This window comes from Mesorhizobium sp. M0074, assembly GCF_040322975.1.
GTDB lineage: Bacteria > Pseudomonadota > Alphaproteobacteria > Rhizobiales > Rhizobiaceae > Mesorhizobium.
This window is the reverse complement of sequence record NZ_JAMYUM010000037.1, coordinates 1-13756: the sequence shown is the minus strand read 5'-3', so window position 1 is coordinate 13756 and position 13756 is coordinate 1. Positions and strand designations below refer to the sequence as shown.

At 59.1% G+C, this 13756-nt stretch carries 5 protein-coding genes and 8 pseudogenes; 8 read left to right on the top strand and 5 right to left on the bottom strand.

The window, feature by feature from the left end; all coding sequences use genetic code 11:
- The first annotated feature begins 7 nt into the window (after window positions 1-7).
- The gene (locus NKJ73_RS31885; protein WP_352572291.1) at window positions 8-316 is read left to right on the top strand and encodes a hypothetical protein; all 309 of its coding nucleotides are present in this window, start codon (window positions 8-10) and stop codon (window positions 314-316) included.
- An 80-nt stretch (window positions 317-396) separates the two neighbouring features.
- Entirely contained in the window at window positions 397-1656 is a 1260-nt protein-coding gene (locus NKJ73_RS31880; protein WP_352572289.1) for an ATP-grasp domain-containing protein, read from the top strand.
- 401 nt (window positions 1657-2057) lie between these two features.
- Here NKJ73_RS31880 and NKJ73_RS31875 read toward each other — a convergent pair.
- Together NKJ73_RS31875 and NKJ73_RS31870 are read right to left on the bottom strand one after the other, a co-directional pair.
- Window positions 2058-2548: pseudogene (locus tag NKJ73_RS31875) on the bottom strand (UPF0149 family protein).
- Window positions 2549-2958: 410 nt separating this feature from the next.
- A pseudogene (locus tag NKJ73_RS31870) lies at window positions 2959-3405 on the bottom strand (transposase); the annotation flags it as partial.
- Window positions 3406-3762: 357 nt separating this feature from the next.
- Between NKJ73_RS31870 and istA the strand changes: the two are divergent.
- Window positions 3763-5296, top strand: a pseudogene (istA, locus tag NKJ73_RS34395) (IS21 family transposase).
- A 12-nt stretch (window positions 5297-5308) separates the two neighbouring features.
- Window positions 5309-6061, top strand: a pseudogene (gene istB / locus NKJ73_RS31855) (IS21-like element helper ATPase IstB).
- Window positions 6062-6498: 437 nt separating this feature from the next.
- Here istB and NKJ73_RS31850 read toward each other — a convergent pair.
- Window positions 6499-6972, bottom strand: a pseudogene (locus tag NKJ73_RS31850) (transposase); the annotation flags it as partial.
- 133 nt (window positions 6973-7105) lie between these two features.
- Between NKJ73_RS31850 and NKJ73_RS31845 the strand changes: the two are divergent.
- Entirely contained in the window at window positions 7106-7867 is a 762-nt protein-coding gene (locus NKJ73_RS31845) for a class I SAM-dependent methyltransferase (RefSeq protein ID WP_352572281.1), read from the top strand.
- Between the two features lie 15 nt (window positions 7868-7882).
- Here the strand turns inward: NKJ73_RS31845 and NKJ73_RS31840 are convergent.
- Window positions 7883-8954, bottom strand: a pseudogene (locus NKJ73_RS31840) (IS630 family transposase).
- Between the two features lie 287 nt (window positions 8955-9241).
- On the opposite strand from NKJ73_RS31840, the gene NKJ73_RS31835 reads away from it, so the two are divergent.
- The 3 genes and pseudogenes from NKJ73_RS31835 to NKJ73_RS31825 form a co-directional block, all read left to right on the top strand.
- Window positions 9242-10396, top strand: a complete 1155-nt coding sequence (locus tag NKJ73_RS31835) for a M24 family metallopeptidase (RefSeq protein ID WP_352572279.1) — start codon at window positions 9242-9244, stop codon at window positions 10394-10396.
- Window positions 10397-10692: 296 nt separating this feature from the next.
- Window positions 10693-10935, top strand: coding sequence for an SMP-30/gluconolactonase/LRE family protein (locus NKJ73_RS31830; RefSeq protein ID WP_352572277.1), 243 nt, complete (start codon window positions 10693-10695; stop codon window positions 10933-10935).
- Window positions 10936-11199: 264 nt separating this feature from the next.
- Window positions 11200-11788, top strand: a pseudogene (locus NKJ73_RS31825) (IS66 family transposase); the annotation flags it as partial.
- 27 nt (window positions 11789-11815) lie between these two features.
- On the opposite strand, the pseudogene NKJ73_RS31820 reads toward NKJ73_RS31825, so the two are convergent.
- Window positions 11816-13674, bottom strand: a pseudogene (locus NKJ73_RS31820) (recombinase family protein); the annotation flags it as partial.
- Window positions 13675-13756: the final 82 nt, after the last annotated feature.

Sequence of the window (13756 nt, the reverse complement as noted above, 5' to 3'; positions counted from 1 at the left end):
ACGCTGATTGACACTGCTCGATGGTGCGGAACATTTCTCGTATCTGCCATCATATGTCGCAATTTACGCCATTTCCGCCTGGAACTCCCTCATCAGCGACCGCGCCATGTCGCTGACGTTGTTCTCTCAGGCCTTTTCGTTGCGGCCGTTCAAGAAGCCACCGGCCGGAATGGTGATCTGCGGTTCAGGTCGCTTCGCCGATTTCCGGCTTCACCTACTGCTCGACAACTTTCGTTACGTGCAAAATCGGATCGTTGCATTAGTTCCTTCAAATAAATTTATGGACTCTTTGCAACCGCAAAATCGCAGACGATGATACGCTCGCGGCAACGTGTGAGTGGCACGGCTGAAAAATAGATGGATCGAACTGGCACACAGCACGCAACGGAGGTTCAAATGGCAAAAAGAGCGCTCATTATGGTTGAATGGTCAAGGGGTAACGGTCCGCTATACATCCAAGCGGCCCACCATCTTGGTCTTTATCCAATTGCCCTGACGGCGCATCCGACTCAACACGACTATCCGAAAGGGATCGAGGCAATCCGTATTGATACACACGATCTCGATCCGCTGATCCGCGAATGTTCCCGTCTGCGTGAGACCTATGATATTGCTGGCATTACTGGTTTTGCGGGCGACGAGTCGGTCTCTGCAACAGTTGGCAAGCTCTGTCGACATTTCGATCTACCAGGACCGAACCCCGCATCGATTGAACAGTGCTGCGACAAATTCCTTCAACGTGGGATCCTTGCGAAGGCTGGCGTTCCAATGCCGGCTTATCGCCTGGCCGCGAACGCGGCGGAGATAGAACGCTCAGCCGCAGACATCGGCCTCCCCGTGATTGTTAAGCCAGCCGTAGGTAGCGACAGCAGAGGTGTTCGATTGTGCCGCAATCTCGATGAGATTGTCGAACATTCGCTCTTTCTGTTGGGTGGGAAGCATATATGGCGGTCTCCTCCGAGGATACTGGTCGAAGAATTCGCTCAGGGCCCCCATTATATCGCGCATTTAATGGGAAACGAGGTCATTGCTATCGCCGCCACCGAATTTGGCCCCCCACCGCATTTCGTCTTTCGTGGCTACACCCTTCCGGCCCCGCTGACTGATGACGCGTGTAAAAGTATCACTGAGGTCTCGTTGAGCTGTCTGCGAGCTCTTGACCTCGGCTGGGGGCCAACATGCATCGAATTCCGGTGGACGAAGCATGGCCCAGTCGTCATCGAAGTCAATCCGCGTATGCCGGGTGGTGGTGATCCTAAATTGATTCAGTTGGCTTGTGGTGTGGATCTCGTCACCGAGCATCTCAAGCTTGTCATCGGCGAGGAACGGGTTTTGCGCAAAAGGCATTCGCAGACTGTGGTCGCGCGAAGCCTGCTTCCTGATCGAGATGGCATCCTCGATTGGATTGATGGCGGCAACCGGGCGGCTGCCGTTCCAGGTGTTGCCGAGGTCAAATTGTACGTCAAACCCAAGATACCGATCGTCAGGAAAGGCGACAACCGAGACTCTATGGGATATGTCGTCGCCGCGTCACCCAGCCATGCTGAGGCCGAGGCGATACTGAAGCGTGCTGTCGACTTAATCAGTTGGTCCATCACAGCATTGCCGCCCCTTCGCGAACAGGAACAATCTGAACAGGACGTCTATCAACATTAGGGCGTCCGCGGCAAATCGCTGGCATCGTGCCCAATCCGACTTGGACGCTGATTCGTATGGCTGATAAGGTTCTCGTCGCGCCAGCCCGTAGATGAATGCCTCAGGGCTCGTCCCCTCTTGGCATGCCCGCGAATATAACGCTAGGACATGACGCGCGGCTGGGACCTTGCCCAATCGTTATGCTTGTCCGTTTCAGCGGCGGGCGCGCGACATCGGGGTTTGCTTGGCATTTGCCGGCCGGTCGGCGACAGCGTCCGGCTAGTCCGGCACGACCTGCGATAATAACCCTCGAAATAGTGGTTTTCCAATGCCCGGAACAGTCATGCGGCTTCACCTCCTGTGAGGCTTCGCAGAGGCAGGATTCAGCTGCGGGCCGCTTTGACTCGCTTGGGCATGAAGTACTAGCGAATGGCGACGATCGCCTTTGCAACGGCGGCGACGCCCGCGTCGTCGAGACGGGAGTTCACCCCCGTTGTGTCCCGGATCGGGCGATGATGTCGCCGGTTGCGGCATGACCGCGGAGAACGGGGCGCCAGAGCCTTGCGGCATGGCCGGTAGCAAGCAGGAAGGCAGTCGACCAGTGGAAGGGGTCGAACGAACCGTCATTGCGCCGCGCAAAGCGCGGGCGCCAGGTTTCCGGCGTTTCGGCAAGCCCGCTCGAGATCCGGTCATAGTTGGCAACGAGCGTCTGAACGGCGAGCGCCTCGCTCGTGCCTTCGAGCGCCACCAGCGCTTTCTCGCCTGCAAACAGAGGAATCCATTGGCGCGGGTCGATGAAGCGGGGCCCGATGATGAGCGCCGTCAGATAGCCGTCGAGCCCATCCATGCCGAAGACCGACGGATGCGGCCGCTGCTTGTGCAGGAACGTCTCGAAGGCCGCATCGTCCAGCATCGGGCGCGAAGGCGCAACCGAGGACGCCGCGGCGGGCCGAGCGGCGACCGGCCCCCTTGACCGACGAGCGATCATGCCGCCACACGCTCCAGTTAGCACCGTGCTTCCCGGTCTGCCTTCCAATTCCATATGTGGACGGCCCCCGCTTGCAAGTGTTTTTACAGGTATTTTTGATCGGATCGCTTGCTTCCATATGTTCGGCCTTTGTATGTGGTCGCACATGACCACTGGCCAAGATGGTTTCCGCAACGCATGTTCCTAACACGGCACCGACCTTGAAAGGCCAATGGAATTGACGGAGTATCACGCGTCTTGGATCGATCGATCGCACCATCTGCTTTTCTCTTGTAAGTTCACAGCATCAGCTCAACACGGTAGCACTCTATTCTGCTCACCGTGATGGCCAATTCCTATGTGGCTTGCGTTTGCTCTTCTGGCCGCCGATACGCCTCGCCGCTCACCATGAGCTTCCAGGCGACACGGGCAATCTTATTGGCGAGCGCCACCGCAACCAACTTCGGTTTCTTTCTTTGCAGCAGTTCGGTGAGCCATCGGGAAGTATGTCTGGTTCCTGCTCTGACGTGCTGAAGAAGAGCAGTCGCGCCAACCACCAATATGCTCCTCAGCATTTCGTCGCCAGCACGTATGATCACCCCCAGTCTGACCTTGCCTGCGGTCGAATGGTCTTTGGGCGTGAGTCCTATCCAAGCGGCAAAATCGCGACCCGACTTGAACGTTCGGGGATCTGGGGTCTTCATCATCAAAAGCGATGCGCCGAGCGGCCCGACACCCGGAATTTCGGCCAGGCGCCTGCTGCATTCATCTGAGCGATGCAACGCGGTCAGTTTTTCCTCGACGGCTTTCGTTTCGGTAAGCAAGTCCCAGAACTGGCTCTCCAACCGTGTCTTCGACAGCTATGACGATATCATCGATGCGGCCTGCGACGCCTGGCAGAAACTCCTCGCAGCTTCCGAGACCATCACATCAATCGGGATGCGCCAATGGGCCCATGTCGGTCAACCCCATGACTCTTGGTATGAGTTGCGGATTCCGACGTGAAGCCGGCCGCCATTCCGATCAAAGACCGGCCACCATTCCGATTTGAAGCCGGCCACCATTCCAATCAAAAGCCGGCCGGTTTTCGTCACTGAACATTACCTCCTGGGTCAGCAACTTTGGCATCAATCACCTCGCCATGAACGGGGGACATTTTGATGCCGGCAAAGAGAAGGCTGACCAGGAGACAGTTACGACAAATGCTGCGGCTTGCCGGAAGCGGGACGAGCTCCCGCGAGATTGCCGTTGTGTTGGGAATAGCGCGCAGCACGGTGCAGGATAATTTGCAGCGTGCAGCCGCGGTTGGATTGAGCTGGCCCTTGCCGGGCGAGCTGACCGACGATGCGCTTGAGCACAAGCTCTTCAGTCGCAACGGCGTCAAACAGGGCACGCGACGACGCACGGAACCGAACTGGCCCGATCTTGCGGTCGAGCTCAAGAAGCCCGGTGTCACCTTGCTCATCCTCTGGGAGGAGTATCGTGGGTCGCATCCCGAAGGATATGGCTACAGTCGCTTCTGTGAACTCTTTCGCAGTTTCGAGCAGCGGCTTTCGCCGACGATGCGCCAGGAGCATGCGGCCGGCGACAAGGTCTTCGTCGATTATTCCGGCAAAGATTCCGATTGTCGATCGCAAGACCGGTGAGATCCGCGAGGCAGAGATCTTCGTGGCGGTGCTCGGCGCATCCAGCTTCACCTATGCTGAAGCAACATGGACACAAACACTTCCCGACTGGATCGGCTCGCATGTTCGGATGTTTCGTTTCTTCGGAGGCGTTCCCCGGCTGATCGTCCCCGACAATCTGAAGTCGGGCGTCAGCCGCGCCAGCTTCTACGATCCCGAGATCAATCGCAGCTACGGCATGATGGCACCCATTATGGCGTCGGCGTTCTTCCGGCACGGCCGCGACGGCCGAAGGACAAATCGAAAGTCGAGAACGGCGTGCGTTTCGCCCAGTCCTGCATTTTGGGGCGTCTGCGCAATCAGACCTTCTTCTCGCTTGCTGAAGCCAATGCCGCCATTGCCCAGGCGCTCGATCGCATCAACGACCACGTCATGCGCCGGCTGGGCGTCAGTCGCCGGCAGCTCTTCGAGACCGTCGAGCGCCCGGCTTTGGCCAGTCTTCCACTGGAGGATTACGAGTTTGCCGAATGGCGTTTGGCCCGCGTCTCGACGGATTATCATGTCGAGTTCAAGACCTTCTTTTATTCCGTGCCCCACAGCCTCATTCGTCAGCAGGTCGATCTGAGAGCAACGGCGCGCACCATCGAGATCTTCCACCGCGGCAAGCGCATCGCGGTGCATCAGCGCCGCTATGGAGGTCCTCGCCATGGAACCGATCCGGATCACATGCCCAGTTCCCACCGGCGCTATGCCGAATGGACGCCGGAGCGCTTTCGCCGCTGGGCCGCATCCGTCGGCCCCGAGACGGAAGGCTTGGTTGTCGCAATCCTCGCCAGCCGCCCACATCCTGAACAAGGCTTTCGAACATGCCTGGGTGTCCTGCGCCTGTTTCGGGACATCGATCGCAATCGGGCCGAAGCCGTGTCAGCCCGCGCTGTCGAGATCGGTGGCCTGAACTGCAAGAGCATCGCCTCGCTCGATCGCCAATCACAAGGCCGCAAGGCATTCCACCGAACCGACCGCCATCGTCGATCATGCCAATCTGCGTGGCCCTGATTACTTTCATTGAGGAGACACACCAATGCTGATCAATCCGACCATCGACATGCTGCGCGAACTCGGGCTTCATGGCATGGCCACCGCTTCCAGGAACTCGACGCACAATCCGAAGCACGCGGCCTCGAGCATGGCGAATGGCTTGCCATGCTGCTCGAGCGCGAGGCTACCATGCGCCCCCAGAAGCGTTTCGAAGCCCGCGCCAGGGCTGCAAAGCTTCGCCATAACGCACAGATCGAGAATGCCGACTTTCGTGCCGCACGCGGTCTTGACCGCAATCTGTTCATGGCGCTCGCCGGCTGCGACTGGATCCGCAAGCATCACAGTCTTCTCATCACCGGGCCAGCCGGCGTCGGCAAAAGCTGGCTGGCCTGTGCGCTTGGCCACAAAGCTTGCCGAGAGGATTTTCCGTCGCCTATCACCGCGTCCCCCGGCTGTTGCAACACTTGCCCTCGCGAGAGGCGACGGACGTTATGGCCGGATCCTCAAGCAACTCGCCAAAACCGACCTTCTCATTCTCGATGACTGGGGACCGGAAAAACTCAATGATGACCAGCGGCGTGATGTGCTTGAGATCATTGAAGATCGCTACGAACGCCGATCGACAATCGTCACCAGTCAGCTGCCCCTGGATCACTGGTACGAGATCATTGCAAACACAACTCTGGCCGATGCCATCCTCGACCGCCTCGTTCACAACGCCTATCGCATCGATCTCACCGGTGAAAGCATGCGAAAACAGCGCTCGCCAAGAGCGACCGAAACAGCGCAAGCTTGACCTGAAACGAAACCCAATCCAAACATCAACGAGACCCAGGATCAGTCCGAAAAATGGCCGGCTTCAAGTCGGAACACCGGCCGGAATGAAATCGGAATGACTGGCCGGCTTCAAATCGGAATCGATGGCCGGCTTCGTCGGAATACGCAGATTCGGGTCTGCGGACCTCCGCCGACGCTTTCTGCGGCGATCATCTACGACCTGCAGAACCTACCAGACGGTGCGCGCCGGCGTGAACCACCGTCGCTGGCCCCCACGGTGCCTACCGCTCTGCCGGTGGCAGAGGTCAAAATGTTGCTCGGTCGCGATGGGCACGGGGTCAAACCGGAAGAGGCTGCCAGGCATAATGGCTCACGCTCCGCTCGGGCCTGCCCCGTTTGCGTCCAAGCGGGTCGGTCCGATGTGGCGAAGAAGGAAGCTGATGCCTTCTGTAATGGCGTATCCTGGTATGGCGGGCCTGGCGTGAGGCCGTCGAATGTTTCGATGAGATTATCTGGCCCTGATAACAGGCTGGACACTTCCTTAGGCAAAGCCTGGGTGAGCTCCTTCGGTGCGGTCGTGGTCGTACTTTTCGGCTGAGGCAGCCGCCGCCGCCGGCATGAGCAGGGCGCGGCAGCGGGCGAGCTTTTGCGCCCGGTGGGGATTGCCAACGAAGCGAAGTAGCGGATGCCATGAAGGCCTTCGGGCAGAACATGCAGCAAAAAGCGGCGGATGAATTCGTCCGCCGAGACGGCCATGACTTTTTGCCGATTGCTGGGCCGGTAGTCCTTCCAGCGGAAACGAACCGTGCCGTCCTCGATGTCGATGAGGCGGTTGTTGGAGACGGCGACGGGGTGCGTATGCGCCCAGCGGAAGAGAAGGCCGGAACAGTGCCTCGAGAGACCCCATGCCGGCTCACGATACAACCTCCAACGCGGGCATGGCCAATGACTGTCGCAAAACTTTTACAAACGCTATGAAAACACTTCACAAACATTTTCTTTAGTTGCTCTGCGATGTGTGCAAAACTTGATTAAAATTCCAGTAAAGTAGAAAGGAAAACAAGTGACATACAACGTTAGTAATAAAGTATCTTTGTCAGAACTTCAGTTATACTTCAGTAATGATTACATCCATTTTGGAGATGTGATCAATCCGCCGAAGGCAAGTGATCGACAAGTAGGAATAATTTGGAAGCTTCTTTCTCTTACACAAGACAGCTCAGTTCTTGAACTCGGGTGCGGCTATGGGCGGATTACCAACCGATTGGCGGAAAAAGGAGCGCAGGTAACCGGACTTGATATCTCGCCGAACTTACTAAAAAAAGCCGAAGCGGATGCGGCTGAAGGCGGAGTAAATGTCGAGTATGTTCTGGGCGACATGCGCTCACTTCCCTGGCGAGATCGATTCGACGCGGCTTTTCTGTGGTACACGACCTTTGGCTATTTCAATGACGCTGATAATGAGAGAGTTCTTCATGAAGCCGCTTCTTCACTTCGAAAGGGCGGGCGTCTGCTAATCGATAACCCCAATCGCTTCGAGTCACTGCGGCACAAGTTTCCCGTGTGTTCCATTGCGCAGCGTAACGACGATGTACGAATCGATATATTTAGCAACGATGTGCTAAGCGATCGCCAGAACCTCGAAAGGATTATCGTCTGCGATGGACGCGTTAGACGAACGCACCTTTCTTACAGGCAGTATGGGTTTTCTGAATATGTTCGCATGTTACGAAGCGCGGGGTTCGAGACTGTTGAAGCTTATGGGGAGGAAGGTGGAGCGTTTACATCCGATAGCTCGCGCCTCATGGTTGTCGCATACAAATAATATCAACGGCATAGCCTAGTGGATGGAATCTAACATTTGGTGCCCGCGTTTGACGGCGGCGATGATCTTGTCTGGATCGGCGGTCCAAGTGAAGGGTTTAGGTTGCTGGTTGTGCTCTGCAACGAAGCGGTTGATCGCCGCCTGGAGGTCGACGACGGAGTGGGAAGACGCCGCGCCTGAGACGACGCTTCGACAGTTTTGCGAAGAAGCCCTCAACCGCGTTGAGCCACGAGCACGACGTCGGCGTGAAGTGGAAGGTGAAGCGCTGATGGCGGTCGAGCCAAGCGCCCACCTTGGGATGCTTGTGGGCGGCGTAGTTGTCGAGGACGACGTGGACGGCCTTGCTGGCCGGCATTTGCGCAGCGATGGCGTTGAGGAAGCGGATGAACTCCTGATGGCGATGCCGCTGCATGTTCTTGCCGATAACGGTGCCGTCGAGCACGTTGAGGGCGGCAAACAGGGTGGTCGTGCCATGCCGCTTGTAGTCGTGGGTCATGGTGCCGAGCCTTCCCTTCTTCACAGGGCCGGGCTGGGTGCGGTCGAGCGCTTGGATCTGGCTCTTCTCGTCGACCGACAGCACGATGGCGTGAGCCGGCGGATCGACATAGAGGCCGACGACGTCGCGCAGCTTGTTGACGAACTGGGGATCGTTGGAGAGCTTGAACTGGCGCCAGCGGTTGGGCTGCAGCCCGTGCGCCTTCCAGATGCGACGCACAGCGCTTGCGCTGATGCCAGCCGCTTGCGCCATCATGTCGGCGGTCCAGTGCGTCGTCTCGCCAGGCGGGTCCTGCAACCTCAGTGCCACCACGCCGACTTCAGGTCGGAGTGGGGCAATGCGCGAGGGGCGCGTCTTGTCGCGCAACAGTCCCTCGAAGCCTTCCGCGGCGAAGCGCTCCTGCCAGCGCCACACGCAGGTCTTCGATTTGCCGGTTTGCCGCATGATCTCGACGGTGCCGGTGCCGTTGATGCTCAGCAGGATGATCTCGGCGCGCCAGACATGCTTCTGCGGCGTATTGCGATCCCGGATGAGCGCGCCCAGACGCTGACGATCAATCGAAGAAACGGTGAGCAATATTCCTGTGCGCATGCGCCAGACTCGTATGCGCACTCACAAAAGGCAATCCCCAGCCGGACTCTTATGTCAGGCGTATACCACTAGCTATAGCTAGCTGCACAGCCTGTCCGAAAAACCATTAGCAGGCCAGCGGTGAAATCCCTCATTAGACGCCGCGTCTTGAAGGATTTCGGCAAGACGCATGGTTTTTGAGGACTTTGCGAGTTAGCCAATGTTACGCCTTTGAGGAAAGCAAAGCCAAGACAGCCTCGTGCAATCGTCATTTTATCAAAAATAGGCAAGATAGGAGAAAGCTGCTCATGCCGGCATTTAGTCACCAGGAATACCGCGAACGCACGCGCCGACTTCGCCAGGAGATGGCGGAGCATGGCATTGACACGCTGCTTGTCATGAACGAGTCAAACATGAACTATCTCACGGGCTATGACGGATACTCAGAATACGTTCCGCAGCTCGCCCTCGTATGTCAAGAAGAGGAAGATCCGTGGCTTATCCTGCGCGAGATCGACACTTTGTGTGCAACGCCCACCTCATACCTGCCGGAATCGCGCATCCTCAGTTATCCCGAGAAATACATCGGGTCGAGCCAGCGGACGGCATGGGAGCCGATCGGCGATCTGATCCGCGAGCGTACCAAGTCGAGCCGCATTGGGATCGAACTGACGGCTAAGGTATTTGGAGTGAAGGCTCATACGGCCCTCGCCAACAGCTTGGACCTGTCGAAGGCAATCGATGCCGATGGCATGATTTCCAAACTGAAGACGGTAAAGTCACCAGCTGAGCTTGCCTACATGGAGCAGGCTGGAAAGATTGCGGACAGAGCCATGCAGATGGGCCGGCTGGAGATTGCTGCTGGCGCGCGCGAATGCGACGTAGCGGCTGCCGTAATGCATGCTTTGATCAAAGGCACGCCGGAAATTCCCGGGGGTGTTTGCGCGTTTCCAACTATGCCGGTTGGCTCTCCCGCGAACGCACCGCATATTATGTGGTCCGACGCGAGTTACAGGATGGGCAGCCAGACCAATTTCGAGATAGCCGGCTTCCGACACCGTTATGCCTGCGCCTTGTCACGGACAGTATTCTTGGGCGAACCAACCGCTCGGGCGCAGCATCTGCATCAAGCCGCCTTGGACGGCTTTCTCGCGCAGTTCGAGGCTATACGGCCGGGAGTTACTTGCTCGGATGTTGCGCGAGCATTCAAGCGCGCCTTTGAACCTTTTGGCGTGCGGAAGGAATCCAGGAGCGGCTACTCCATTGGTCTGGCTTGGACCGACGGCGGAGGCAGCTTCCAGGAGGACGACCACACCGTAATTGAACCCAACATGACCTTCCACGTCCTCATCGGCATTTTTGAGAAGGATGATGGCTACATCTTCAGCGAGACTGTTCGCGTGACCGAGAACGGCGCGAAGTCACTGAGCAGAATGTCTCGTGACCTGCTGGTCAATTACTGACTTTTAAGGGTAGCGATGCCGGCGTAGCGCCAATTCGATGCGCGGGCGCGCAACACAACCAGTGGTCAAGTTTTTCATTTAAGCAAACTTGGACGGTTATCGTCGTCACCATAGAGCCAGGAAGCCTATCGCGCCGAGCCAACCTTCGTGGTTGCAATCCGAAATGGCCCGAGCCTCTCGCACCATGCCAAGGCATTGCCGTATGTCGCAAGAAGACGCTGCGACAGACCGTCGATTGCTTCCGGACGAACATCCCACACTTCTGCCCAAACGCGGTCGCTGAAGACAGAGGAGTGATGAAACATTCGAAGGAAATCCATGTGACGGGCCTGGGCTTCCCGGAAGGACCGGTAGCGCTGCCGGACGGTACGATCGCCTTCGTCGATTTGCTCCACGCCAAGGTCCGCACCTTCAAGGACGGCGCGGTGCGCGAATTGGCCACGCTTCCCGGCGCGCCTAACGGCATGCGGCTCGGTACCGACGGTGCGCCTACATCTGCAACAATGGCGGGCTTGCGCCGGAATCGCATGAGAAGCTGAATTTCGCCGAGCCGATGATCCCGTGGTGTATCCAGCGTCTGCGACTCGACGGCCGCTTGGGAGACCTTCGCCGACCAGCTCCCCCATGGCGGGCAGCTCCTTGCGGCGGGCCAGGATCGAAAGGGCCGCGCGCTGGCCAACATGACCGGCTTTCCGAACGGGCTTCTTTTCCATCCCGACGGCTCCCCGATCTCGGCACCGATATGGCGCACCGGCTGCTGCGCTTCGAGTGGGAAGACGGCGGAGTTGGCACGATGTAGATCTCTACATAAGCGCCATGACCGACCGTTCGGCGGCGCCCATCCGCCGGCGGCGGTGTTCTATTATTCCCGCGATCGTCGAGGGGAACATCCCGCGGCGCATCTCGCCGGCTAGAGCGGCATTCTGCAGGCCGATGCCTTTGGCGGTTATGGCGAGCTCTATGCGACGGGTCGTCAGCCGGCGCCTGTTCTGGAAGCCAGCTGCTAGGCCCACAGCCGGCCGCAAAGTGTTCGAGCTGGCCGATATCGAAGCGGCGGCGCGCAAGAAGGCGCGCGGCGAGAAGCCTAACCTGGTCTATCCGCTCGCGGTTCAAGCCGTGAAGCGCATCGATGCCCTGTTCGATATCGAGCGCGAGATCAACGGCCTGTCGCCGGCCCAACGCCACGCCGTGTGCCAGGAGCGGAGCGTGCCGTTGGTCACCGAACTCGAGCGCTGGATGATTGAGACGCGCGACAAGCTCTCGCGCGGACACGATCTGACCAAGGCCTTCAACTACATGCGGCGCCGCTGGTCATCCTTCACCCGGTTCCCCGACGACGGGCGGATCTGCCTATCGAACAATGCAGCCGAGCGAGCCCTGCGCGGCATCGCGAAGACTGATTCATTATGCACCTCCTTTTCAAATGGCGGAAAACAGCGATTCCTGGTTGTCGTCGTGGATGCAACGCGGAGTATTGCGCGCCAGTTCGGCCTTGATCCGTTCGTCTTCGAGGTCGCTGGCGCGGGTATGGTATGGCGCGCCCCGAACAAGCTGACGGGCGGGAAGAATTTGCTCCTTTATGAGGCGGCGGACGGTGTGGTTAGTGCGTTCAACTCCGTGGCCGCTTCCATCATGGTGCGCCATTCGCTGGTCTTGTCGGCCGAGAGATACGCATCGATCCCATTGACACGACGGATTGAGCTCACCCGTTTGGCGGTCCAGGTTTTGTTTTGTCCGGTGCGCAAATCCATCCGATTGAGAGAGGCGGCAATATGGTCGTCGGCCCAGCGCCCCGCCATGCTGGGGATGACCTCCAGGGCGTCCTGGGAAGTGGTGCATCCATGCTCGCCCGACTACGGCTTGCGGACCCGCAATTGCGAGCGCTGGCCGCCGCGCCAATGGATCGTCAGGATGACCTCGCGTGTCGCTTCGTCGACGTCCGCAATGATGTCGGTGACGAGCGCGCGAAGGAGTCGTTGGCGATTGCGCATGGTTACGCCCGGAGCTTTCCACGCAGCGTCGAGATCCTCGGCCAGCCCGGCGAAGTTGGGCGGAGCGGCCGCCGGGTCCGGCGTCTGCTCCGCCTTCGGTCGTGTCTCGCACGCCTCGACGCGACTAAGCGCCATCCCAACTCTTCTCGAGCTGCGCGGCAATGAGGCGATTATCGGGACCGCACGCAGCATAGCGCCGCTCCGCGAGCGAGGCTTCGTATCGAGCCTGTTGCAGCTCGAGCTCCACGATGCGCTGCTGTTCACTGCGAGCTTCCATGCACCTCCGTCCGGCCTCCATTGCCGCCTCGATCGCCATCGGTTCGACCGCGCGGAGCAGCTCTTTGGCGACTGCGGCGTCGACGCGGAGACCGCCGAACGTAAAGCACCGGGGCAGTCCGAGCATCAGGTTAGGACGATCACAGCGGTAGACGGGCTGACCCGGCGGACGGCCTGAGTAGCTTACCATCAAACGGCGCCCGCAACGTCCACAGGAAAGTAGCCCGCCAGCAGAGCCCGTCCGCCGCGGCCGGACTTCGCCCCTCCGACCTTGGCATAGTTGTGACGGCAAGCTGCTTCTGGTTCCGTTCGAACTCGGCCCAGCCGAGATAGCCGTCGTGGTGATTCTTCAGGAGAACCTCCCACTCCTCAAGCGGCTTGCGGCGGCCGTAACTCGTTCGGGCGCGTCCATCGACGATCTCGGTGCGCTTCTCGCCTTTGCCGTAGGCATAGGCGCCTGCGGGTTTTGAGCACCGAAATCAATTGCGGTAGCGGATCGGCGTCCATTCGAAGCTGACCAGCTTCTTGCCGTCGGACGGCCGGGGGAAGTGGACCTGCTCTGCAAACAGCCACAGGAATACCTGCCGCGCACTGCCGAACTCGCGGAACCGGGCGAAGATCAGCCGGATCACCTCCTGGATGCGGAGGTCGGGATCGAAACCGAGACCGATCTCGCGGTGCCAGATATAGCCAATCGGCACGCTGATGCGCAGCTCGCCGCGGCGCGCCTTGGCGCGCGCGGCATCAAGCATGCGCGCCCTGAGCACGCCGAGTTCGAACTCGCTGATGGAGCCCTTCATGCCCGAGCAGGAGTCGATCGTTAGGCCGGCAGGGATCGTAGACGCCACCCAGGTCGATGACGCGCGCCTCAACCAGGCCGCAGAGCTCCAGCACGTGATGCCAGTCGCGGCCGTTGCGCGCCAGCCGGGATGCGTCGAAACACAGTACCGCCCCGACTTGCCCGGCGCACAGCGATGCCACCAATCGCTCGAAGCCAGGTCGCGCCACCGATCAGGACGAGACGACCTGGCTGCAGGTGAAGTTCGCCGCCATCAACACATTGCCGCCCGTGGGCAAACAGAAGCGCTACAGT